This window comes from Gordonia jinghuaiqii (assembly GCF_014041935.1).
In the GTDB taxonomy this organism is placed as follows: Bacteria; Actinomycetota; Actinomycetes; order Mycobacteriales; family Mycobacteriaceae; genus Gordonia; species Gordonia jinghuaiqii.
Map to the genome: position 1 here is coordinate 2,108,986 of NZ_CP059491.1, position 23,354 is coordinate 2,132,339.

Below are 23,354 nucleotides of genomic sequence, written 5' to 3' on the forward strand. Positions count from 1 at the left end.
GCGGCTCGCCGTCGAAAGCCGGCCGGGCCGGCCCGGGGCTCTCAGGCGTTGGTGCGGGCCTGCGGCGAGAGCTTGCGGTTGAGCAGGTCGAGGTCCTCGGCATCGGAGAGCAACGAGTAATCGGAGTCCTCCGGCTGGGCGAGGAGGCCGGGCAGTTCGCTGAGTTTGTCGCGGAGCTGCGCGAGGTTGGCGGCGATCTCCTGCCGGGTGCGGTCGGCGGCCTGCGCCATCTCACGGGACCGGTTCAGCCGCTCGGCAGCGATGTCGAGCGCGGTCTGGCGGATGTGGGCGGCCTCGTCGAGGGCGCGTTCGCGCTGGTCGGCCAATTCGGCCTCGTGCCGTTCGCGTTCGGCCGCGCGCTCGCGGGCACTGACCGCCTCGAGTTCGGCCATCTCGGATCGGGCCTTGTCGACGATGCGCCGGGCCTCGTCGTTGGCCGCCGTCATCGTCTTGGTGTGTTCGGCCTCCATCGCCGCCGTGCGCTCGGCGATCAGCCGTGCGGATTCCGACTCGTTGGCGGCGGCGGTCTCCTTGACCTGTCGTGCACGGGCAGCGGCCTCGTCGACGAGCTTCTTGGCGGCGGTGCGCGCCTCGCCGCGGACGCGTTCGGCGTCGGCCGACGCGCTGGCGCGCATGTCCGCGGCCTCCTGGCGGGCGATCGACAGTGTCTCGTCGGCCTCGGCGGATGCCTCGGCCCGCATCTCCGAGGCCTCGTCGGATGCCAGTTGGAGCATGCGGGAAAGGCGTTCACTCATGCCCTGCGCGGTGGTCGGCGGGACCGAGAGCTTGTCGATTTCGCGACGGAGCTCGTCGATCTCGTCACGCGCGTCCTGGAGGTGGGCCGCGAGTTCGTGGGCGTTCGCGGTGGCGGCATCGCGATCGGCGGCGAGCACCCGCAACTCGGCGTCGAGTCGCTGGAGATGATCGGCGACCTGCTCGCGGTCATAACCGCGCATCACGATCGCGAAGGGCAATTGCCGTGCGGGACCTGGCATGGCGGCCAGTGTAACGCCAGAGCCCGACCGGTGGAGATCTCGTCAGCGACGGCGCGCGGACACCGTCACCGGTGTCCGCGCGGTCAGGTGGACGGTCCGGGCGGTCGAGAGTGTGTTCTCAACGGCCCCAACATGTTCGAGCTGGAGTCAGTGGGCGGCGTCGGCGGCGGGCTCGACGAGTTCGAGCAGCACCCCGCCCGCGTCCTTGGGATGCACGAAGTTGATACGCGAGTTGGCGGTTCCACGCTTGGCCGCGGGGTAGAGGACGCGGACACCGGCCTCGGTGAGGCGGGCCATGACGGCGTCGACGTCGGTCACGCGCACGGCCAGTTGCTGCAGGCCGGGGCCGTTGCGGTCGATGAACTTGGCGATGGTCGACGACTCGTCGAGCGGGGCGAGCAACTGGATGACCGCGCCGTTGCCGCCGGCGGGTCCGATCATCGCCTCTTCGACACCCTGCTCGGCGTTGGTCTCCTGGTGCAGCGTCTCGAAACCGAGGTGAGTGGCGTACCACTGTTTTGCGGCGTCGAGGTCGGGGACGGCGATCCCGACGTGGTCGACGGCGACGACGAGGTCGGAGATGAGGGCGGTGGCGCTGGGGTCCGTTGCAGAGGAAGACATGAGACAACGGTAGCGTTGAGGTGTAAAGCGCACAGAGCAGGCGCTCGGTAGCCCCCTCTCACAACAGCCCCCGGAGGTTCGTTCCATGTCCTCGACCCCTGCCAACACCACCGTCATCGTCGCGGGCGCACGCACGCCGTTCGGTCGCCTGATGGGCTCGCTGAAGGACTTCAGCGGCGTCGATCTGGGGGCGGTGGCCATCAAGGGCGCGCTCGAGAAGTCCGGGGTGCCGGCCTCCGCGGTCGAGTACGTGATCATGGGGCAGGTTCTGACCGCGGGCGCCGGGCAGATGCCCGCACGCCAGGCCGCCGTCAAGGCCGGCATCGGCTGGGACGTCCCCACCCTGACGATCAACAAGATGTGCCTGTCGGGCATCGACGCCATCGCGCTCGCCGATCAGCTCATCCGCGCGGGGGAGTTCGACTGCGTCGTGGCCGGTGGCCAGGAGTCGATGACCCAGGCGCCGCACCTTCTGGCGGGCAGCCGCAGCGGCTTCAAGTACGGCAACACCGAGCTCATCGACCACCTCGCCTTCGACGGCCTGCACGATGCCTTCACCGATCAGCCGATGGGGGCGCTGACCGAGCAGGGCAACGACGCCGACGGGTTCACCCGGGAACAGCAGGACGAGTTCGCCGCGCAGAGTCACCAGCGCGCGGCCGCGGCCTGGAAGAACGGCGTGTTCGACGACGAGGTCGTGCCGGTGTCGATCCCGCAGCGCAAGGGCGATCCCATCCAGTTCACCGAGGACGAGGGCATCCGCGCGAACACCACCACGGAGTCGCTGTCGGGGCTGCGTCCGGCGTTCCGCAAGGACGGCACGATCACCGCTGGCAACTCCTCGCAGATCTCCGACGGTGCGGCCGCCGTCGTGGTGATGAGCAAGGCCAAGGCCGAGGAACTGGGCGTGGAGTGGTTGGCCGAGATCGGCGCTCACGGCGTCGTCGCAGGACCGGACTCGACCCTGCAGGCGCAGCCGGCCAACGCCATCGTCAAGGCATGTGACCGCGAGGGTATCGCCCCCGCAGACCTGGACCTCGTCGAGATCAACGAGGCCTTCGCCGCCGTGGGTCTGTCGTCGACCAAGCAGCTGGGCATCGATCCCGGCGTCGTCAACGTCAACGGCGGCGCGATCGCTGTCGGCCACCCGATCGGGACCTCGGGCGCCCGCATCGCCCTGCACCTCGCGCTGGAGCTGAAGCGTCGTGGCGGCGGTACCGGTGCGGCCGCACTCTGTGGTGCCGGCGGCCAGGGCGACGCGCTCATCATCCGCGTGCCGAAGGCCTGACAACGAGACGTCTACGACACTTTGTCGTAGTTCACCGAACGATTGGGCACAATGGGGACCATGCTGTCTTTCTTCGACCTCCGGACCCCCGCCAAACGCTTTCGCCTCGTCGCCGTCGCGGAAGCGATCACCTGGGCCTGGCTGCTGGTGGGGATGGTCCTCAAGCGCGTCAACGACGATCCCGAGGCCATCGCGATGCCCGGCGCCACCCACGGCGCGGTGTTCGTGCTCTTCGTGATCGTCGCCCTCGTCACCGCGTTCCAGCTCAAGTGGAACGCGGTGACGTGGGAGCTGTCGGTCGGTTCGCGCCGGATCGGCGTGCCGATCGTGACCTTGCTGGCGCTCGCCTCGAGTGTCCCGCCGTTCGGCACCATCGTGTTCGAGTGGTGGGCGCGTCGTAACGGCTACCTCGCCGAGCTTTCCACGGCAGCACCGGCCCGCCAGGCGACCGCCTGATCGCCTCGCCCGCACGACAGATCTCGACGACGCTGCGCCGTTCACGGCGCAGCGTCGCGTCTGTCTTCGCCCTCAACGGGTTCCTCGCCGCCATGTGGGTGGCCCACATCCCGGTCATCAGTGCGCGGACCGGCGTCGGGCATGACGAACTCGGCGGGTTGTTGCTGCTCCTGGGCGCCTCGGCGTTCGTCGGTATGCAGATCTGTGGCCGCCTGATCGACCGGTGGGGTTCCCGCCCGGTGACCATCGGCGCCGCGCTGCTGCTGTCGGCGGTGATCGTCACACCGGTGCTCGCCGTCGACTCGATGAGCCTGGCCGCTGCACTGGCGGCGTTCGGTTTCGCCAACGGCTGCCTGGACGTGTCGATGAACGCCCAGGCGGTCTCGGTCGAGCGGGCCTACGGACGCCCGATCATGTCGTCGTTCCACGGGTTCTTCTCCGCGGGCAGCCTCGTGGGATCGGGCGTGGTCGCCGCAACCCTGTGGGCCGACGTCGGGGTGGTGCCGACCGTCGCGTGCGCGGCCGTCGCCGGCGTCGTGGTGGTCTCGCTGGCCGCCGGCTCTCTCGCCGGTGCGGACAGCGGCACGGACGGGACCACCGGCGGTGCGAAGACGGACCAGCGCGCCGCAGCCACGGGGTCTGCTGCCCCCACCCGATGGTGGGACGGGGTCGACCGCCGGCGGCTGGTACTGCTGGCCGTCGTCGCCTTCGCCCTGATGCTTGCCGAGGGCACCGCCTACGACTGGAGTGCACTGCACGTGGTCGAGACCTTCGGGACAGCCGAGGCCACCGGTGCCATCGCCTTCGGCGCCTTCAGCGCGACGATGACCGTCGCCCGATTCGTCATCGACCCGGTCGTCGCATACGTCGGCCCGGTTGCCGTCCTCCGCTACGGCGCGCTCGTCGGAACAATCGGGATCGTGGTCGCGGTACTCGCGCCGGTTCCGGCCATCGCGATCGCGGGATGGGCCGTTTTCGGACTCGGCCTGGCCGGGCTCATCCCGCAGATCTTCACCGCCGCGGGCAATTTGTCTGTGGGCAATCCTTCTGTGGGCAATCGTTCTGTGGGCAATCGTTCTGGGGGCGATCTTTCTGGGAACGCGAGTGGCCGAACCATCTCGGCGGTGGTGGGCTGTGGCTACCTGGGAATGCTGGCCGGACCCGCGGTCGTCGGATTCGTCAGCAGCCGAACATCTCTGAACACCGGACTGCTCGCCGCCGTGGCGGCGCTGGCGCTGGCCGTCGGATTCGCCGGCGTGGTCCGCCCGGCCGACACCGGCCCCACGCACCATGATCGCGGGCCGGGGGGGGCGTGCCACACTAGAGGGGTGACGCGACCAAACAATCGTCAGCAGGCCGCCGCGGCGGCTCGTCAGCAGGCTGCAGCCGCCATGGCCATGACCGGCGCGGTCGATCTCGGAGGCTTCAAGGAACGTGCCGAGGCCGAGCGCGCACAGGCCCAGCGGGCCCGGGCGCAAGCGGCACAAGCCTCAGGAGCCCAAACCCCGGGAGCGCAACCTCCCGCAGGGCAGGCCCACTCGACTCCGCCTGCACAGGGAAACCAGCCCCCGGCGAGCCCGGGCGCGGCCGTTCTCGACGTCACCGAGGAAACCTTCGAAGCCGATGTCCTGAATCGGTCGATGCAGCAGCTCGTGGTCGTCGACCTGTGGGCGGAGTGGTGCGGGCCCTGCAAGCAGCTCTCGCCGGTCCTGGAACGTCTCGCCGCCGAATCGGGTGGGCGCTGGGTCCTCGCAAAGGTCGACGTCGACGCGAATCCGCGCATCGCGCAGGCTTTCCGGGCGCAGTCGATCCCGATGGTCGTCGCGATCGTCCAGGGTCAGCCGGTCACCGCGTTCAACGGTGTGCGTTCCGAGGCCGAGATCACCACGTGGCTCGACGAGATCTTCGCCCAGGTCGGCGACGCCCTGCCCGGTGCGCCGGCCGGAGCGGCACCCGAGCCCGAGGCCGCGGATCCGCGGATGCTGGCGGCGGAGGACAAGCTCAACGACGGCGATTTCGACGGTGCGCTCGCCGACTACCGGGCCATCGCCGAGGCCGAACCGGAGAACATCGAGGCGGCCTCGGCCGCCCGGAACCTCGAGTTCATCCTGCGCGCGCAGGCCCACGATCCGGCGATCGTCGACACGGCCTCGCGGCGCGACGTCGATGCGCAGCTGGCCGCGGCCGACGTGTTGCTGCTGTCGCAGCAGCCCGAAGCCGCGTTCGAGCGCATCATCGATGTCGTGCGGGTGACCCACGGTGAAGAACGCACTCGGGCTCGCACCCGGCTGCTCGAGTTGTTCGAGCTGTTCGACCCCGCGGAGCCGTTCGTCGTGACGGCTCGCCGCAAGCTGGCCAGCGCCCTCTACTGACGGCTGGCGTCCTTTGACTGACCGCACACCCACCTGACGAGGTGGGTGTGTCGGTCACCGCGGCGCGAGCCAGATGGCGGAGTTGGCCGGGATCATCAGCCGGGCAGAGGCCGGACGCCCGTGGTACGACGCCCCGTCGGCGGTGACCGCGCCCATGTTCCCCTTACCCGCGCCGCTGTAGGCGTCGGCGTCGGTGTTGAGGATCTCCTCCCAGACACCGTCGAAGGGGAGTCCGACCCGGTAGTCGACGCGGTCGGAGCCGGAGAAGTTGAACAGACACGCGACGACAGAGCCGTCGATGCCGAACCGCAGGAAGCTGATCACGTTGTTGGCCGTGTCATTGGCGTCGATCCACTCATAGCCGAGCGGATCGGTGTCCTGGCTGTACAGCGCGGGGCGCGACCGCGAGATCCGGTTGAGGTCGGTGACCAGTGCGGAGATCCCGGAGTGCAGCTCACCCTCCCACCCCTGCAGCTGCTGCCAGTCCAGGCTGCGGTTGTCGGCCCACTCGCCGGTCTGTCCGAACTCCTGGCCCATGAACAGCAGCTGCTTGCCCGGATGCGACCACATGTACGCCAGGTACAGCCGCACCCCCGCCGCCTTGGTGAAGGAGTCCCCGGGCATCCGCGTCCACAGCGTGCCCTTGCCGTGGACCACCTCGTCGTGGGAGAGGGGCAGCACGAAGTTCTCGCTCCACGCGTACATCAGCGAGAAGGTGATCTCGTGGTGGTGGAAGCTGCGGTGCACCTGGTCGCGCGAGAGGTAGTCGAGGGTGTCGTGCATCCAGCCCATGTTCCATTTGAAACTGAAACCCAGGCCGCCGAGATCGGTCATCCGGGTGACGCCGGGCCAGGCGGTGGATTCCTCGGCGACGGTGATGACACCCGGGAAGTGCTTGTGCACCGTGGCATTGGTCTCCTGGAGGAACTGCACCGCCTCGAGGTTCTCCCGGCCGCCGTGGATGTTGGGCAGCCACTGTCCATCGGGACGTGAGTAGTCCAGGTAGAGCATCGACGCCACGGCGTCGACCCGGAGCCCGTCGATGTGGAACTCGCTGAACCAGAACAGCGCGTTGGCGACCAGGAAGTTGCGGACCTCGTGTCGTCCGAAGTCGAAGATGTATGTGCCCCAGTCGAGTTGCTCGCCGCGCATCGGGTCGGCGTGCTCGTAGAGCGGTGTGCCGTCGAAGCGTGCCAGGGCCCACTCGTCCTTGGGGAAATGGGCAGGCACCCAGTCGACGAGAACGGCGATGTCGCGCGAGTGCAGGTGGTCGATCAGATAGCGGAAGTCGTCGGGTGTCCCGAAGCGGGCCGTCGGGGCGTAGTAGGACGTGACCTGATAGCCCCACGAACCGCCGAAGGGATGTTCGGCGACGGGCAGGAACTCGACGTGGGTGAAGCCCTTCTCGACGACGTAGTCGGCGAGTTCGTGAGCGAGCTCGCGGTATCCCAGGCCCTGCCGCCACGACGCCAGGTGGACCTCGTAGACACTCATCGGTTCCCGCTCGGGCGCCCAGGCCTCGCGACGGGCGATCCAGGCGTCGTCGGACCAGATGTACTGCGAGGAGGTGACCATCGACGCGGTCGCCGGCGGCGGGGTGGTCCGGTACGCCATCGGATCGGCCTTGTCCCGGATGACGCCGTCGGCGCCGTGCACCCGGAACTTGTAGTGGGTGCCGTCCCCGACGTCGGGCAGGAAGACCTCCCACACGCCGCTCGCGCCGATCCGGCGCATCGGGGCCATCCGCCCGGACCAGTTGTCGAAGTCCCCGATCACGGTGACGCCGTGCGCATTCGGCGCCCACACCGAGAAGGCGGTGCCGTGGACCTCGCCGTCGGCGGTGGTGTAGGAGACCACGCGGGCGCCGAGCACCGTCCACAACGACTCGTGGCGGCCTTCGCTGAACAGATGGATGTCGATGTCGCCGAGGCTCGGCAGGAAGCGGTAGCCGTCGGCGACCACGAATTCCGACGTGCCGCCGGAAGAGTCGGCAGCGGGGTAGGTGACGCGGTAGCGGTAGTCCATCAGGTCCGCGAACGGGACCGTGACCACCCACAGGTCGTCGGTCTGGCGGCTCATCGGGTGATCGACACCACCGATCACCGCCGAGACCGAGATCGCATCCGGGCGGAGCGTGCGCAGGATGGTGGTTCCGCCCGGGGCATCGTGGGCGCCGAGGAACGCGTGCGGGTCGGGGTGCGTCTGCGCCTCCAGGCGGCGCAGGTCGTGCTCGGTGGCAGCGGGATCGGGCAGGTGTGCGGGATCGGTGGGATCGGTCACGGGTACCTCACTGGATCCGGTAGGCGAGCCGCTCGGCGGCGGCTGGGTCGAGCGGTGGCAACGCGAGGATGTGCGCGACGGCCCGCCACGGTTCGAGGCGGACGTAGTTGTCCTGACCCCACCAGTACTCCTCACCGGACACCTCGTCGCGGACGGTGAAGTGGTCGTACCACTCGAAGCCGAGCTTGGGCAGGTCGAGCCAGACCGTGGAGTCCTCTGCGGCGAACGGGTTCAGGTTGATCACCACGATGACGCGGTCACCCGACACCGGGTCGATCTTGGAATAGGCGATGAGCGACGGGTTGTCGACGTGGTGGAAGTGGATGTTGCGCAACTGCTGCAGCGCCGGGTGACGACGCCGGATCTCGTTGAGCGAGGTGATCCACGGTTCGAGCGACTCGCCGCGGCTCGCGGCCGCCTTGTAATCGCGGGGCCGCAGCTCGTACTTCTCCGAGTGCAGGTACTCCTCACTGCCCTCGGCGACCGCGACATGTTCGTAGAGTTCGTAGCCGCTGTAGACGCCCCAGGTGGGCGCGAGGGTCGCGGCCAACGCCGCGCGTAGCGCGAACATCCCCGGACCGCCGTGCTGGAGGCTCGCGTGCAGGATGTCGGGGGTGTTCACGAAGAGGTTGGGCCGCGCCTCGTCGGCGTGCTCGGCCAGCTCGCGCCCGAACTGCTCGAGCTCCCACTTCAGCGTCTTCCACGTGAAGTAGGTGTAGGACTGGGTGAACCCGAGGCGGGCGAGACCGTAGAGGCGGGCCGGTCGCGTGAACGACTCGGACAGGAAGAGTACGTCCGGGTGCCGCTTCTTGACCTCGGTGATCAGCCATTCCCAGAAGTTCGGCGGTTTGGTGTGGGGGTTGTCGACGCGGAAGATGTTGACGCCCAGGTTCACCCAGTGCAGCACGACCTTCAGGACGCCGCGGTAGATGCCGTTGCGGTCGTTGTCGAAGTTGAGCGGGTAGATGTCCTGGTACTTCTTCGGGGGATTCTCGGCGTAGGCGATGGTCCCGTCGGGCTGGATCGTGAACCACTCGGGATGCTCGGTGGCCCACGGGTGGTCGGGCGCGCACTGCAGCGCGAGGTCGAGGGCGACCTCGAGTCCGAGTTCGGCGGCCCGGCCGACGAAGTACTCGAAGTCCTCCTCGGTGCCGAGCTGCGGATGGATCGCGTCGTGGCCGCCGTCCTTGGATCCGATGGCCCATGGCGAGCCGACGTCGTCGGGTCCGGCGACCAGCGAGTTGTCCGGGCCCTTGCGGTTGATCTCGCCGATCGGATGGATCGGTGGCAGGTAGACGACGTCGAAGCCCATGTCGGCGATCCGCGGCAGGTCCTGCGTGGCGGTGAGGAACGTCCCGTGGACGGGATTGCCCTCGCCGTCCCAGCCGCCGGTCGATCGGGGGAAGAGCTCGTACCACGAACCGAACAGGGCACGTGTGCGGTCCACCCACACGCGATAGGTGCGGCTCTTGGTGACCAGTTCGCGGACCGGATGGGCGTCGAGCAGTTCGGCGACCTCCGTCGAGATCGCGAGCCCGACCCGGTTCTCGACGCGGCGGCGACGGGCGCGGAGCAGGCGGGCGGCGTCGAGGAGCAGCTCACGGTTCTCGTCGGCGACGAGCTCGGCGGCTGCGGTCAGCACCCGGGCGCCGCTCTCGAGGTCGTTCTCCAGGTCGGCGGCGCCCTGACCGGCGTCGAGCTTCTTGGTGACCGCCGAACGCCACGTGGAGTACGGATCGCCCCAGGCCTCGATGCGATACGACCAGAAGCCGACCGCGTCGGGCACGAACGCCGCGTTGAAGGTGTCCGGCTCGGGGGCGGGGGACATGCGGATGTCGAGGACGTCCCGGCGCGGGGTCTCGATGTGCAGCGTGACCCCGATGGCGTCGTGGCCCTCTCGCCAGGCCGTTGTGCTCACCGGGAGAAGCTCTCCGACAACGGCTTTGGCGGGCTGCTGCCCGCCTGCGACCAGGGGTGCGATGTCGTCGATGCCCATGCGCCCGATCACTTGAAGCCTCCTGTCGTCAGCTCCCGCGACTGGGCTGGGTGCGCTGTCGGTCTCACCGTCGTTGGTATCACCGCTACCCAACCTAGTGCCCCGTGCACGGGATTGTCTTGTCGTGACACGGGTGGTGTGCCGGTCACGAGGTCAGCCCACCGGACGCGGCGTGGCGTTCAGGCGGGACAGGGCCGAGCGGACCACCGCCGGGTCGGTCGTGCGCCACATCGGCGGCAGCGACGCCATCAGGTAGCCGCCGTAACCGGCGGTCACGAGCCGCGAGTCGAGCACCGCGACGACACCGCGATCGTCGACCGAGCGCAGCAGTCGGCCCGCGCCCTGCGCGAGGAGCAGGGCGGCATGGTTGGCCGCCACCGACAGGAACCCGTTGCCGCCCCGGGCGTCGATCGCCCGCTGGCGAGCGGTGAGGAGGGGGTCGTCGGGCCGGGGGAACGGGATGCGGTCGATGAGGACCAGACTCAGGGAGGGGCCGGGGACGTCGACGCCCTGCCACAGCGACAGCGTGCCGAACAGGCAGGTCTCCGGATCTTCGGCGAAACGCCGGACCAGTGTCGACGTGGTGTCGTCGCCCTGACAGAGGACCGGATGGTCGGTGCGTTCGCGGAGGGCTTCGGCGGCCTCGCGCGCCCCTCGCATCGAGGAGAACAGGCCGAGGGTGCGCCCGCCGGCGGCGTCGACGAGAGCGGCGATCTCGTCCAGCGTCTGCGTCGGGGTGCCGGACCGGTCCGGGCGGGGGAGGTGCCGGGCGACATAGAGGATCGCCGAGCGCGGATAGTCGAAGGGCGAGCCTGCGTCGAGTCCGGTCCAGCGGGCCGTACCCGAATCCGACGGCACCGCCTTACCGTTCGCGGTGACGTCGCCGGTGGGTGCCTGGGCGGGTTCGTCGGCGACCGGTCGGTCGGTGCCGCGGCCGGAGGCCGGCAGGCCCCATGTCGCGGCGAGGGCGTCGAAGGAGCCGCCGATGGTCAGGGTCGCGGAGGTGAGGACGACCGTGGAGTCGGCGAACAACGATGCGCGGAGCAGACCGCCGACCGACAGCGGCGCGATGTGCAGGACCGGCCGCGGTTCGACGCCGCGCCGTGAGGTGTCCAGGGATGCCCACACCACGTCGCGGCGTTTGGCCTCATCGGGTTCGTCGAAGGCGCCGAGCACCCGGACGACGGTGTCGTGCATGTCTTCGAGGGAGGTCAGCGCCGCCGACCGGGACGCCGCCGCGCCGTCGTCGGAACCGGCCACGCGCGCCGGTCCGATGGCGGTTCGCGTCTGCCACAACCGGTCCCGCAGCATCGACAGCACGGCAATCGCATCGGCGGGCAGGCCCGTCCACTGTCGGGTCGGAGCGTTCTCGAGGAGGTCGCCCAACTGCTCACCGGCCCCGAGGAGCGCGTCGGCGGTCTCCTCGTCGACGAGTTTGCCGCAGCGGCGGGCGACGAGCGCCACGGAGACCGCCGACAGCTCGTCGGTGGCGACCGAGGTCATCCGGTCGACCAGTTCGTGGGCCTCGTCGATGATGACCACGTCGTGTTCGGGCAGCACGTTGGCCGGGCTGGTGGCGTTGATCGCGAGCAACGCATGGTTGGTGACGACGACGTCGACCTTGCCCGACTTGCGGCGTGACTGCTCGGCGAAGCAGTCCTCCCCGTAGGAACAGTTGGCCGCGCCGAGACATTCGCGTGCCGTCACGCTCACCTGGCGCCACGACCGGTCGGACACGCCGGGGGTCAGGTCGTCGCGATCGCCGGTCTCGGTGTCACTGCTCCACTCGCGCAGGCGCGTGACCTCGCGGCCGGTACGGGACAACTCGAACGCGTCGAACAGTTCGGTGTCGGGCTCGTCGGCTGCTCCCGAATGGATCTTGTTGAGGCACAGGTAGTTTCCGCGTCCCTTCAGGATCGCGAAGGTGGGCTCGCGGCCGATCGGCTTCTTGAGCGCCTTGGCCAGCCTGGGCAGATCGCGTTCGATGAGCTGCCGTTGCAGAGCGATCGTCGCGGTCGACACGACGACGGTCCGGCCGCTCTCCACGGCATGCCGGATCGCCGGGACGAGGTATGCCAGGGACTTGCCGGTGCCGGTGCCGGCCTGGACGGCGAGGTGTTCACCGGTGTCGATGGCGTGTGCGACGGCCGAGGCCATCGCGACCTGGCCGTCGCGGCGTCGACCGCCGAGTGCGGTGACCGCGGCGTCGAGTAGTTCGGTCACCGGGGGTGTCGTGGGCATGTGATGTGTGTTCCGGGCTTTCGGTGGGTGGGGATACGGGGTCCGTGGAGATCAGACGGATCACGGCGCCTGCGGGTTCCCCCGGATGCCGGGCGGGCGTGTCGTCGGGGTCCTCAGGTGCCGTACGAGCCGTCGTAGAGCAGATCACCCACGAGTTCGACCCCCGCCTCCCGCAGGACGGACAGCGCCTCGGCGGTGGTCTCCTCGGCCACCCCCGCGGTGAAGTTGAGCAACACCCGGGTGGTGAAACCGGCGGCCACGGCGTCGAGTGCGGTGGCCCGGACGCAGTGATCGGCGGTCAGACCGGCGATGTCGATGGTGGAGATCTTGTGGTCACGCAGCCACTGTTCGAGGGTCGTGCCGTCCTCGGTGGTGCCCTCGAAGCCCGAGTACGCCGCGCTGTACTCGCCCTTGGAGAAGATCTCGTGCGCTGCGGCCGAATCGAATTCGGGATGGAACGCGACCCCGTCGGTGCCGACGCGGCAATGCGGCGGCCAGGTGTCGACGTAGTCGGGATCGTCGGAGAAATGATCGCCGGGATCGATGTGATGGTCGCGCGTGGCGACGATCGTCCGGTACTCCTCGAGGATCTTCGTGATCGCGCGGGCCACCGCGGCGCCGCCGTTGACCGCGAGCGAACCGCCCTCGCAGAAGTCGTTCTGGACGTCGACGACGATCAACGCGTCGGCGGGTTTGGTGCCGTCTGTGCGTTCGCTGCTCATCGCATCCTCCTGGCGGTCGGTGGTGGTCGGGCGGAGCGGTGTCCTCAGCCGAGCTCGTAGCGGGTGGGGACTGCCGGTTCGCCGTGGGACAGGCCCAGACCCTCCCACGGCAGACTGACCAGTCCGGCCGCGAGGTGGGCACGTGCATCGGCCAGCCCCGGCAACGAGGCGACCCGTTCGCCGGCACGGACCAGCGGTATCTGCAGATCCCGCAGTCCGAGGCCGTCGGCGGTCGGCCGTGGCGCGCCTGCCCGATAGATGATCTCCTCGACGATCGTGCCACTCGCGCGGGCGGCGCGCACCGCGGCCTTGGCGCCTCCGCGTGACTCCTTGTGGCTCGAGCGCTTGGCCACCGGCAGGCCGTCGACCTCGACGAGCTTGTAGACCATACCCGCCGTCGGCGCACCGCTGCCGGTGACCAGTGCGGTCCCGACGCCGTAGGTGTCGACCGGTTCGGCGCGCAGCGAGGCGATCGCATACTCGTCGAGGTCGCCGGAGACCACGATCTGGGTCTTCGTGGCGCCGAGGTCGTCGAGTTGCATGCGCACCTGACGGGCCAGCACGCCGAGGTCGCCGGAGTCGATGCGCACGGCGCCGAGTTCGGGGCCGGCCACCTCGATGGCGTTGCGGACGCCCCGGGTGATGTCGTAGGTGTCGACCAGCAGTGTGGTGCCCACACCGAGCGCCTTGATCTGCGCCGCGAAAGCCGCCTTCTCGTCGGGGCCGTCGGCCCCGGTGAACCCGAGGGTGAAGGCGTGGGCGGAGGTGCCGGCGCTGGGTACGCCGAACCGTCGGGCGGCCTCGAGATTCGACGTCGCGGCGACACCGGCGATGTAGGCGGCGCGCGCGCTCGCGACGGCGGCCCGCTCGTGGGTGCGTCGCGATCCCATCTCGATGATCGGTCGCGTGCCCGCGGCACTGACCATGCGTGCCGCGGCCGATGCGATCGCGCTGTCGTGATTGAGGATCGACAGGATGAGCGTCTCGAGCAGCACCGCCTCGGCGAAGCTCGCGCGCACGGTCAGGATGGGCGAACCGGGGAAGTAGAGCTCACCTTCGCGGTAACCGTCGATGTCCCCGGAGAACCGGTAGTCCCGCAGCCAGGCGACGGTGTCGGGGTCGAGGAATTTCTCCACCACCGCGATCTCCTCGTCGCCGAATCGGAACTCGGCGAGTTCGGTGAGAACCCGGCCCGTGCCGGCGACGACGCCGTAGCGTCGACCATCCGGGAGGCGACGGGCGAACACCTCGAACACGCACTGCCGGTGGGCAACCGGATGTCCGAGGGCCGCTGCGACCATGGTCAGCTCATACTGATCGGTCAACAGCGCGGTGTTGTCGATGCTCACTATCGCTTACCCTGTTCTCATGGCGCCTGACGAAACTCGTGCGCACGAGGCTACCCCCGGCGGTACGGCGGTTGCCGAACCCGCGGTGGCCGACGGCGCGGCGGGACTCGACAAGCCCTGGATGACCGTCGTATGGGATGACCCCGTCAACCTGATGCGGTATGTGACCTTCGTGTTCCAGAAGATCTTCGGTTACTCGGAGTCCCGGGCGAACGAATTGATGATGCAGGTTCACACCGAGGGCAAGGCCGTGGTCTCCAGCGGCGACCGAGAAAAGGTGGAGGACGACGTCCGCAAATTACATGCGGCCGGCCTGTGGGCCACCATGCAGCGCGATTCATGACCGGTCGGGTCACGGCCGGGCCGCGGCGCCTCACAGCGGTCGGAGGACACTGAAGGCGTGCGCACCTGGAAACGCAAGGGCCGCGGCGAGTCGATGCGCATCGCATCCCAGCTCGACGCCCACGAGGCCGAACTGCTGTCGTCGATGGTCTCGTCGATGTGCGAGCTGCTCACCGAGCGCGCGGAGACCGCGCCGGAGGACGCGCTCGCCGCACTGACGGGCATCCGTGTCGGACACACGCGGGCTCCCGATGACGCCACCCTCGGACGCCTGCTCCCGGATTTCCACCGCCCCGATCAGGACGAGGAACTCTCGGCGGAAGTGGTCAACGGCGATCTGAACTCGGCGTTGCGCAGTGTGCACGAGCCGAAGATCATCGACGCGAAACTCGCAGCGGCACAAGTCCTGCTCGACACCCTGCCCGCGGGCGGCGGCGACTTCGCACTGACCCCGGAGCAGGCGACGGCATGGCTCACCGCCCTCAACGACGTGCGTCTCGCGCTCGGAGCGATGCTCGGTATCTCCGAGGACACCCCCGATCAACTGCCGAGGGACCACCCGCATGCGGCGCATCTCGACGTGTACCACTGGCTGACGGTGATGCAGGATCTCCTCGTCGAGGCCCTGATGTGACCTAGAGTTCACTTCGAGAGCTTTGTCGGCTTCGCTCGCGGATCTCCGGCAAGAACTTCGAGGAGAGCAGGCGTGCCGTGAGTACCTACGGACGACCGGCCCGAGTGGGCGACCGCATCACCGACATCGCCGGGATCACCGTCGGACACGACCATCGCATCGACGCCGACGCCAGGGTGGCCGGGTCGCCGGATGCGCCGGATGGGCACGGCTGGGCAACCGGCACGACGGTGATCCGGGTGTCGGCGCCGGGCGCGGTGGCCGCGGTCGACGTGCGGGGCGGAGGCCCGGGAACACGTGAGACGGATCTGCTCGACCCGTCGAACACGGTGCAGACCGCCCACGCGTTCGTGCTCAGCGGAGGCAGCGCCTACGGCCTCGCGGCAGCAGACGGGGTGATGCGCGCACTCGAGGACGAGGGCGTCGGACTGCCACTCGACGACCGCGGCCACGTGGTTCCGATCGTGCCCGCCGCGGTGATCTTCGATCTGCCGGTCGGCGCGTGGGACCGACGCCCCGACGCCGACTTCGGCGCGGACGCGGTGCGCGCGGCCCGGCCCGACTTCGCTGTCGGGTGTGTGGGCGCAGGCGCCGGTGCGCGGGCGGGCGCGCTCAAGGGCGGCGTGGGCACGGCGTCGACGACGATCGAGGCGGGTCCTGCGGCCGGGGTGACCGTCGGGGCGCTGATCGTCGCCAACCCGGTCGGCGCGGTCATCGATCCGCAGACCGGACTGCCGTGGGACTGCGGTGAGGCCGATCTGGCCGGCCTCGGGTTGCGGCGCCCCGGTTCCGCCGACATCGCACACCTGGCGGATCTGGAGGCCAAGCACACCGTCCTCAACACGACGATCGGTGTGGTCGCCACCGACGCGGTGCTCGACGCCGCGATGACCAAGCGCGTCGCGATGGCCGGCCACGACGGACTGGGCAGGGCGATCCGCCCGGCGCACTCGCCGCTCGACGGCGACACGATCTTCGCCGTCGCGACCTGTGAGGTGTCGCCGGAGGAGGCGGTGCCGACCCCGGCAGGGATGCATCACGACGTGGCGGTGGTCGCCGAGGTGTGCCGCGTCGCCGCCGATGTCGTACAGCGGGCCATCGTCGATGCGGTGCTCGCGGCCGAGTCGGTTGCCGCCATACCCACCTACGCCGAGGCGGCGCCGTCGGCTCTGGTCTGACGACGCCGCTTCGGCGACGTGTCACCGGTGCTGCTCGGTGAGGGGTGGGACCGGGCGTGCCCGCCGGCGAGATCGATCACACCGGCTGACGGAATAGCTGTCGCCGACGCCGCGTTGCCGGTTCTCAGAGAGTCACGGGCGAAGAGGAGTCACGGGCGAATAGGGAGTCACGGGCGAAGAGGGCGGCGAGGAACACCTCGCGGTCGCGTCGGAGAGTCCCGTTGACAATGGCACCCAAGACGGACGATGGCACCCAAGACGATGGCACCCGAGGACGATGGCACCCCGAGTAGTGAGGAGAACGGGACACCGATGCTCAGAATCGATCAGCATCTCGTCGAGAAGATGGTCGCGCACGCCCGCGCCGACCACCCCGACGAGGCGTGCGGTGTCATCGCGGGTCCTGAGGGTACCGACGACCCGCAACGCTTCATCGCGATGATCAACGCGGAGCGGTCGCCCACCTTCTACCGGTTCGACTCCGCCGAACACCTCGCCGTCTGGCGCGAGATGGATCGCCGGGACGAGGAACCGGTGGTGATCTATCACTCGCACACCGCGACCGAGGCCTACCCGAGCCGCACCGACATCTCCTACGCCGGCGAGCCCAACGCCCACTACGTGCTGGTGTCCACCCGGGACCCCGAGACCCCCGAGATCCGTAGCTATCGCATCGTCGACGGTACGGTCACCGAAGAAGAGATCGAGATCAGGAGTTGACAATGTCCGTCACCGTGTCCATCCCCACGATCCTGCGGACCCACACCGGAGGCGCGAAGCGCGTCGAGGGTGCCGGGTCGACGCTCGCCGCGCTGATCGACGATCTCGAGTCGGGGAACCCCGGCCTCAAGGAGCGTCTCGTCGCCGACGAGGGCGGCGCCGCCAAGCTGCACCGCTTCGTCAACATCTACGTCAATGACGAGGACGTGCGTTTCTCCGGCGGCCTCGACACCTCCATCGACGACGGCGACGAGGTGACCATCCTGCCCGCGGTCGCCGGCGGCTGCTGAGCGTGGCGCGCTACGATTCTCTGATCGATTCGGTCGGCAACACCCCGCTGATCGGTCTGCAGCGACTGTCCCCGCGATGGGACGACACCGCCGACGGCCCCCATGTCAGGCTGTGGGCCAAGCTCGAGGACCGCAACCCGACCGGCTCCATCAAGGACCGGCCCGCGCTGCGCATGATCGAGCAGGCCGAACGCGACGGTCTGCTGGGCGAGGGTTCGACGATTCTTGAACCGACCAGCGGCAACACCGGCATCTCTCTCGCCATGGCCGCGAAACTCAAAGGCTACCAACTCATCTGCGTGATGCCGGAGAACACCTCGGAGGAGCGCCGTTCGCTGCTGCGGATGTTCGGCGCACAGGTGATCTCCTCGCCGGCGGCCGGTGGCTCGAACACCGCGGTCGCGATGGCCAAGAAACTCGCCGCCGAGAATCCGGACTGGGTGATGCTCTACCAATACGGCAACGCCGCCAACGTCGCCGCGCACTACGAGGGCACCGGGCCGGAGCTGTACGCCGATCTGCCCGAGATCACCCACTTCGTCGCCGGACTCGGCACCACCGGAACCCTGATGGGCGTCGGACGTTTTCTGCGCGAACGCATTCCCGAGATCGAGATCGTCGCCGCCGAACCGCGCTACGGCGACGAGGTGTACGGCCTGCGCAACATCGACGAGGGCTTCATCCCGGAGCTCTACGACGACTCGGTCCTGACCCGGCGCTTCTCGGTGACCGGCGCCGACGCGGTGGCACGCGTCCGCGAGCTGATCGACCTCGAGGGGATCTTCGCGGGTATCTCCACCGGCGCGATCCTGCAGGCCGCCCGGGGGATCGGCAAGCGAGCGATGAAGGCCGGTACGCGCGCCGACATCGGCTTCGTGGTGCCCGACGCGGGGTGGAAGTATCTGTCGACCGGAGCCTACGAAGGTAGTCTTGACGACGCAGAGCAGGCCCTCGAAGGTCAGCTCTGGGCGTGAGGGTGACGTCGGGCGAGATCACCTCGACCGGGGCCCGCCACCACCACAGAGTCGAATCCGAGGACCGCAGGCCATGACGTCGTACACCACCCCGATCGGGCAGGAGCCCGCCCGGCGATCGCGCCCGTTGTGGCTGCGGTCGCTGATCATCACCGTCGGCATCGTCGCGGCGCTCTTCGTGATCGAACTGATCGACGCCGCGACCCGATACGACCTCGACCAGAACGGCATCGTCGCCCGCGACGTCGACGGGCTCGACGGCATCCTGTGGGCGCCGATGCTGCACGCCGACTGGCAACACCTCATCGCCAATCTGATGCCCGGCGCCGTGCTGTGTTTCCTCGTCCTGATGACCCGGCGGTTCCTCATCGTCACCGCGATCGTCTGGCTGGTGTCCGGTGCGGGCGTCTGGTTGTTCGCGGCACCGTACTCGCCGACCGTCGGCGCGTCGGGCATCATCTTCGGCTGGCTGACCTTCCTGATCGTGCGGGGCCTGTTCAACCGCGACCTGTGGCAGATCCTCGGCGGCGTCGTACTCTTCCTGATCTACGGTTCGATCCTGTGGGGCGTGCTGCCCTCGGATCCGCTCGTCTCCTGGCAGGCGCATCTGTTCGGCGCGATCGCCGGCGTGCTCGCGGCGTGGCTGCTCGCCGCGCGGGATCGCCGGACCAAGCGTGATGTCGCGACTCCGGGGGTGTCGTCATAACCACCGCACCCCGCGGCATGTCCGGACGAGGCTTCGATCCTGCCGGCCCCATCGGGATCTTCGACTCCGGCGTCGGCGGGCTGACCGTCGCCCGCGCCATCATCGATCTCCTGCCGGACGAGGACATCGTCTACATCGGCGACACCGCGAACGGTCCCTATGGGCCACTGACCATTCCGGAGATCCGCAAGCATGCGTTGGCCATCGGCGACGACCTCGCCGAGCGTGGGGTCAAGGCGATCGTCATCGCCTGCAACACCGCGTCGGCCGCCTGCCTGCGCGACGCCCGCGAACGCTATGCACCGATCCCGGTCGTCGAGGTGGTGCTGCCCGCCGTCCGGCGAGCGGTGGTGGCGACCAAGACCGGGCGGATCGGCGTGCTCGGCACCGAGGCGACCATTTCCTCACGCGCATACCAGGATTCGTTCGCCGCAGCCCGGGACGCGGTCATCACCGCCGTGCCGTGCCCGCGGTTCGTCGACTTCGTGGAGCGTGGCATCACCAGTGGACGGCAGATCCTCGGTCTGGCTGAGGGGTACCTCGCGCCGCTGCAGCAGGCGGCGGTGGACACCGTCGTCCTCGGGTGCACGCATTACCCGTTGCTGTCGGGGGTGATCCAACTCGCGATGGGCGAGGAGGTGACACTCGTGTCGAGCGCGGAGGAGACGGCCAAGGACCTCTACCGCGTCCTCACCGAGGCCGACCTGCTGCACCCGCACACCGACCGCGAGGCGAGCCGGATCTTCCAGGCGACCGGCGATCCGGAGATGTTCGCGAAGCTGTCGACCAGGTTCCTCGGGCCCACCGTCAAATCGGTGCAGCACCTGTGAACCATGCGTGGCTCCATCGCCGTGCAGTTGTGACCCGTATGCCGACGGCGACGCGTGAAGTCGTGGCACAGTAGGGCCTATGCGTCTCACGGTCCTCGGGTGTTCGGGCAGTGTGGGCGGGCCGGGGGCGGCATGCTCCGGTTATCTGCTCTCCGTCCCGGGCGAACAACCCGTCCTGGTGGATTGCGGCCCGGGGGTATTCGGCGAGTTGCAGCGCGTCGCCGATCCCAACGGTGTCGCCGTCGTACTGAGTCACCTCCACGCCGATCACTGTCTCGATCTTCCCGCGATGCTCGTCTGGCGTCGGTACGCGCCCGTGCCCGCCGCCGAGCGCGCACCGCTCTACGGCCCGCCCGGCACCGCGATGCGCATCGGCTACGGGTCGTCGGAATTCCCCGGGGAGGTCGACGACATCACCGACACCTTCGACGTCCACGAGTGGACCGACGATCAGGAGGTGACGCTGGGCGGCATGACGATCAAGGCGATGAACGTCAATCACCCGCCCGCCACGTTCGGTCTGCGCATCACCGGTCCGCAGGGGCAGGTCATCGTCTACAGCGGGGACACGGCACCGTGCGACGAGCTCATCGATCTCGCCGCCGACGCCGACCTCTTCCTGTGTGAGGCGTCCTGGACGCACGCGCCGTCGGAGCGGCCGCCGGACCTGCACATGTCGGGGATCGAGGCGGGCGAGGCCGCGACGAAGGCCAACGTGCGGGCGCTTGCGCTCACCCATGTCGCGCCATGGTCGGATTCGGCGGAGATCCTCGCCGAGGCGCGGAGCACGTTCAACGGTCCCATCGATCTGGTGCGTCAGGGTCAGGTCTTCGACCTGACGTAGGCCGGTGTCGGCCCGTTGGGGCCCGGCGACGCCGGTGCCGACTGGCTGTGCCCGGTCGTTACAGTGAGACCCGTGACCACACGAGCTGACGGCAGAGCAGACGACGAACTGCGTCCCATCTCATTCACCCGTGGCTTCACCAGTCATCCCGCGGGTTCGGTACTGGTGGAGTTCGGCAAGACCCGGGTGATGTGCACCGCGAGTGTCACTGACGGCGTACCGCCGTGGCGTCGCGGATCCGGACTGGGATGGCTCACCGCCGAGTACGCCATGCTGCCGGCCGCCACGCACGACCGGTCGTCGCGCGAGTCGGTGAAAGGCCGGGTCGGCGGACGCACGCACGAGATCAGTCGCCTCGTCGGCCGGTCGCTGCGCGCGTGCATCGATCTCGGGGCGCTCGGTGAGAACACCATCGCCCTCGACTGCGACGTGTTGCAGGCCGACGGCGGCACCCGCACCGCGGCCATCACCGGCGCCTATGTCGCGCTCGCCGACGCGGTCACCTATCTGCGTGCGGCAGGCAAACTGTCTGACCCGCAACCGCTCTCGTGTGCCATCGCGGCTGTGAGCGTCGGCGTGGTCGACGGCCGGGTGCGTCTGGACCTGCCCTACGAGGAGGACTCGCGCGCCGAGGTGGACATGAACGTCGTCGCCACCGACGCCGGGACGCTCGTCGAGGTGCAGGGCACCGGCGAGGGTGCGACCTTCGCACGGTCGACGCTCGACGCGCTCCTCGACGTCGCCGCGATCGGCACCGCCCAGCTCTTCGAGGCACAGAGCGCCGTGCTGACCGAACCGTATCCCGGCGACCTGCCCGGCAGAGCCTGATGTCGAAGGTTCTCCTCGCGAGCCGGAATCGCAAGAAGCTCGCCGAGTTGCAGCGTGTCGTCGACGCCGCGGGGATCACCGGCGTCGAGGTCATCGGGCTCGACGCCGTGCCGGAGTTCCCGGAGGAACCCGAGACCGGTGCGACCTTCGAGGAGAATGCGCTGATCAAGGCGCGTTCGGGTGCGCGTGCCACCGGATTGGTCTGTCTCGCAGATGATTCCGGTATCGCCGTGGACGCCCTGAACGGTATGCCCGGCGTACTGTCGGCGCGGTGGTCGGGGAGTCACGGGGACGACGCCGCCAACAACGCACTGCTGCTGGCGCAGTTGTCGGACACCCCCGACGACCGGCGCGGTGCGGCTTTCGTGTCGGCGTGCGCCCTCGTGACGCCGGACGGCACCGAGACGGTGGTGCGCGGCGAGTGGCGCGGGCGTGTCCTGCGTGAGGAACGCGGACCGCACGGTTTCGGTTACGACCCGCTGTTCGCGCCCGACGACGATCTCGCTGCGGGCAGGTCCTCGGCGGAACTCACTCCGGCGGAGAAGGATGCGTTGAGCCATCGCGGAAAAGCGTTGGCACAGCTCGTTCCCGCGCTGCGTGCGCTCGCAGACTGACCACCCCGGCCATCACAGCGGTTCGACGGACCCGCCACCTTGAGAGGGGTGGCGGGTTCGCTTGTGTTCCGGCCGTCGTCGGGATGATCGGACACGAGCGCCCTGATCAGAAGTTGAACTGCGCCTTCACTTCCTGGGTGCGCTTGTGCTCGAACCAGAAGGACAGGAACGGGATGGTGCCGGCGATCGCGGTGATGATCGTCTTCGATGCGCTCCAACGAACCTTGATGGCCAGGTCGATCGCCATGATCAGGTAGAGGAAGTAGACCCACCCGTGGACGAACGGGACGAAGTCGAGAGCATGGTTGTCGAACCCGTACGTGAGCACCAGCTCGACGACCAGCAGCAACAACCACACGCCGGTGATCCAGGCGAGGACGCGATACCGCAACAGCGCACTTCGAACCTTCTCCGCCGGGGCGGTGAGGGCGGGGGTGCTGGATTCGGTCTCGGTCACTGCGGGCCTTTCGATGAGGGTGCGTGTTGTGCGTCGGCCGGTCTGGGCTCGGTGGGTCTGGGCTCGGTGGGTCCGGGATCGGTGGCCCTGAGTTCGGCGAGGTAACGGTTGTACTCGACGAGGGCGGCGTCATTGGCCGGGTCGGAGGCGCTCAGCGATGCCGCACTCGGCGTCGACGGACGTTCGGGGAGGATGCCCTCGGGGATCTCGACCGGGGTTCCCGGGGCGACCGAGCGTGCCTCCTCGGGATTGTTCTCGAGGATGACGAAGCGGCGGTACGCGTAGATCACGGCGGCCGCGAACGCGGGCCACTGCAGTGCGTAGCCGAGGTTCTGGCCGGAGCCGGCGGCTGACTCGTAACGCGACCATTGCCACCACGCCAGCGCCAGGCAGGCCACCGCGGCGATCACGGTCAGCACCACGAGCGCAGGCCGGTGAGTGCGGCGACTGGTAGAGGACATACCTACGAAGGTACCTGGCCTGCGATGATCAGAACGCGGCCGGTAGGGTGGTCGCCGTCACGCACTCGCGCGAGTGGCGGAATTGGCAGACGCGCTGGATTTAGGTTCCAGTGTCTACGGACGTGGGGGTTCAAGTCCCCCCTCGCGCACCAGGGA

Annotated in this window: 23 protein-coding genes, 1 tRNA gene and 1 pseudogene; 16 read left to right on the forward strand and 9 right to left on the reverse strand. The window is 68.9% G+C overall.

The features are described 5' to 3' along the window. Positions 1 to 41 precede the first annotated feature (41 nt). Both H1R19_RS09395 and mce read right to left on the reverse strand, forming a co-directional pair. Positions 42 to 995 carry a coiled-coil domain-containing protein gene (locus tag H1R19_RS09395; protein WP_188331773.1) on the reverse strand — a complete coding sequence of 318 codons (954 nt, stop codon included), beginning with the start codon at positions 993 to 995 and terminating at the stop codon, positions 42 to 44. Positions 996 to 1,142: 147 nt separating this feature from the next. Then, entirely contained in the window at positions 1,143 to 1,616 is a 474-nt protein-coding gene (gene mce, locus H1R19_RS09400; protein ID WP_188331774.1) for a methylmalonyl-CoA epimerase, read from the reverse strand. A gap of 85 nt (positions 1,617 to 1,701) precedes the next feature. Here mce and H1R19_RS09405 point away from each other — a divergent pair, with 85 nt between their 5' ends. The 4 genes and pseudogenes from H1R19_RS09405 (at position 1,702) to H1R19_RS09420 (ending at position 5,732) form a co-directional block, all read left to right on the forward strand. Next, a complete protein-coding gene (locus H1R19_RS09405; protein ID WP_188331775.1) occupies positions 1,702 to 2,904 on the forward strand; it encodes an acetyl-CoA C-acetyltransferase in 1,203 nt (400 codons plus the stop codon). 60 nt (positions 2,905 to 2,964) lie between these two features. Next, positions 2,965 to 3,360, forward strand: a complete 396-nt coding sequence (locus H1R19_RS09410; RefSeq protein WP_188331776.1) for a DUF3817 domain-containing protein — start codon at positions 2,965 to 2,967, stop codon at positions 3,358 to 3,360. Between the two features lie 92 nt (positions 3,361 to 3,452). Continuing rightward, positions 3,453 to 4,692 (forward strand): annotated as a pseudogene (locus H1R19_RS09415) (MFS transporter). Positions 4,693 to 4,751: 59 nt separating this feature from the next. After that, positions 4,752 to 5,732 carry a tetratricopeptide repeat protein gene (locus H1R19_RS09420; protein ID WP_219851571.1) on the forward strand — a complete coding sequence of 327 codons (981 nt, stop codon included), beginning with the start codon at positions 4,752 to 4,754 and terminating at the stop codon, positions 5,730 to 5,732. Positions 5,733 to 5,786: 54 nt separating this feature from the next. Here the strand turns inward: H1R19_RS09420 and glgB are convergent, their stop codons facing one another. From glgB to H1R19_RS09445, 5 genes are all read right to left on the reverse strand, one after another. Continuing rightward, complete coding sequence (glgB, locus tag H1R19_RS09425; protein ID WP_219851276.1) at positions 5,787 to 8,012, reverse strand: 1,4-alpha-glucan branching protein GlgB; 2,226 nt, start codon at positions 8,010 to 8,012, stop codon at positions 5,787 to 5,789. Between the two features lie 7 nt (positions 8,013 to 8,019). Next, the gene (locus tag H1R19_RS09430) at positions 8,020 to 10,020 is read right to left on the reverse strand and encodes a maltotransferase domain-containing protein (RefSeq protein WP_219851277.1); all 2,001 of its coding nucleotides are present in this window, start codon (positions 10,018 to 10,020) and stop codon (positions 8,020 to 8,022) included. A gap of 141 nt (positions 10,021 to 10,161) precedes the next feature. Then, the gene (locus H1R19_RS09435; RefSeq protein WP_219851278.1) at positions 10,162 to 12,249 is read right to left on the reverse strand and encodes an ATP-dependent DNA helicase; all 2,088 of its coding nucleotides are present in this window, start codon (positions 12,247 to 12,249) and stop codon (positions 10,162 to 10,164) included. A 113-nt stretch (positions 12,250 to 12,362) separates the two neighbouring features. Continuing rightward, positions 12,363 to 12,971: an isochorismatase family protein gene (locus tag H1R19_RS09440; RefSeq protein WP_188331779.1), complete on the reverse strand. Its 609-nt coding sequence runs from the start codon at positions 12,969 to 12,971 to the stop codon at positions 12,363 to 12,365. A gap of 44 nt (positions 12,972 to 13,015) precedes the next feature. After that, on the reverse strand, positions 13,016 to 14,320 hold the full coding sequence (locus H1R19_RS09445; RefSeq protein WP_188331780.1) for a nicotinate phosphoribosyltransferase: 1,305 nt from the start codon (positions 14,318 to 14,320) through the stop codon (positions 13,016 to 13,018). 19 nt (positions 14,321 to 14,339) lie between these two features. On the opposite strand from H1R19_RS09445, the gene clpS reads away from it, so the two are divergent. The 11 genes from clpS to rdgB all read left to right on the forward strand — a co-directional run bounded on the left by clpS (position 14,340) and on the right by rdgB (position 22,280). Continuing rightward, complete coding sequence (gene clpS, locus H1R19_RS09450; RefSeq protein WP_188331781.1) at positions 14,340 to 14,663, forward strand: ATP-dependent Clp protease adapter ClpS; 324 nt, start codon at positions 14,340 to 14,342, stop codon at positions 14,661 to 14,663. Between the two features lie 57 nt (positions 14,664 to 14,720). After that, entirely contained in the window at positions 14,721 to 15,296 is a 576-nt protein-coding gene (aosR, locus tag H1R19_RS09455) for an oxidative stress transcriptional regulator AosR (RefSeq protein WP_219851279.1), read from the forward strand. 77 nt (positions 15,297 to 15,373) lie between these two features. Further along, the gene (locus tag H1R19_RS09460) at positions 15,374 to 16,474 is read left to right on the forward strand and encodes a P1 family peptidase (RefSeq protein ID WP_219851280.1); all 1,101 of its coding nucleotides are present in this window, start codon (positions 15,374 to 15,376) and stop codon (positions 16,472 to 16,474) included. A 312-nt stretch (positions 16,475 to 16,786) separates the two neighbouring features. Continuing rightward, on the forward strand, positions 16,787 to 17,194 hold the full coding sequence (locus tag H1R19_RS09465; protein WP_188331813.1) for a M67 family metallopeptidase: 408 nt from the start codon (positions 16,787 to 16,789) through the stop codon (positions 17,192 to 17,194). 2 nt (positions 17,195 to 17,196) lie between these two features. Beyond that, a complete protein-coding gene (locus tag H1R19_RS09470) occupies positions 17,197 to 17,484 on the forward strand; it encodes a MoaD/ThiS family protein (protein WP_188331784.1) in 288 nt (95 codons plus the stop codon). 2 nt (positions 17,485 to 17,486) lie between these two features. Next, on the forward strand, positions 17,487 to 18,458 hold the full coding sequence (locus H1R19_RS09475; RefSeq protein ID WP_188331785.1) for a PLP-dependent cysteine synthase family protein: 972 nt from the start codon (positions 17,487 to 17,489) through the stop codon (positions 18,456 to 18,458). Positions 18,459 to 18,531: 73 nt separating this feature from the next. Beyond that, the gene (locus tag H1R19_RS09480) at positions 18,532 to 19,164 is read left to right on the forward strand and encodes a rhomboid family intramembrane serine protease (RefSeq protein ID WP_188331786.1); all 633 of its coding nucleotides are present in this window, start codon (positions 18,532 to 18,534) and stop codon (positions 19,162 to 19,164) included. 17 nt (positions 19,165 to 19,181) lie between these two features. Next, positions 19,182 to 19,994 (forward strand): glutamate racemase, encoded by an 813-nt coding sequence (gene murI / locus H1R19_RS09485; protein WP_219851281.1) that lies wholly within the window; start codon positions 19,182 to 19,184, stop codon positions 19,992 to 19,994. A 79-nt stretch (positions 19,995 to 20,073) separates the two neighbouring features. Beyond that, entirely contained in the window at positions 20,074 to 20,838 is a 765-nt protein-coding gene (locus H1R19_RS09490) for a cyclic nucleotide-degrading phosphodiesterase (RefSeq protein ID WP_188331788.1), read from the forward strand. Between the two features lie 72 nt (positions 20,839 to 20,910). Next, positions 20,911 to 21,666, forward strand: a complete 756-nt coding sequence (rph, locus tag H1R19_RS09495; protein WP_188331789.1) for a ribonuclease PH — start codon at positions 20,911 to 20,913, stop codon at positions 21,664 to 21,666. Then, on the forward strand, positions 21,666 to 22,280 hold the full coding sequence (rdgB, locus tag H1R19_RS09500; RefSeq protein WP_219851282.1) for an RdgB/HAM1 family non-canonical purine NTP pyrophosphatase: 615 nt from the start codon (positions 21,666 to 21,668) through the stop codon (positions 22,278 to 22,280). The genes rph and rdgB overlap by 1 nt, the downstream gene beginning before the upstream one ends. Before the next feature lie 106 nt (positions 22,281 to 22,386). Here rdgB and H1R19_RS09505 read toward each other — a convergent pair whose 3' ends face one another. Both H1R19_RS09505 and H1R19_RS09510 read right to left on the reverse strand, forming a co-directional pair. After that, a complete protein-coding gene (locus tag H1R19_RS09505; protein WP_188331791.1) occupies positions 22,387 to 22,737 on the reverse strand; it encodes a DUF3817 domain-containing protein in 351 nt (116 codons plus the stop codon). Next, on the reverse strand, positions 22,734 to 23,198 hold the full coding sequence (locus H1R19_RS09510; RefSeq protein WP_219851283.1) for a transcriptional regulator: 465 nt from the start codon (positions 23,196 to 23,198) through the stop codon (positions 22,734 to 22,736). The genes H1R19_RS09505 and H1R19_RS09510 overlap by 4 nt, the downstream gene beginning before the upstream one ends. Positions 23,199 to 23,265: 67 nt before the next feature. Here H1R19_RS09510 and H1R19_RS09515 point away from each other — a divergent pair. Next, a tRNA-Leu gene (locus tag H1R19_RS09515) sits at positions 23,266 to 23,350 on the forward strand. The last annotated feature ends 4 nt before the right edge of the window (positions 23,351 to 23,354 follow it).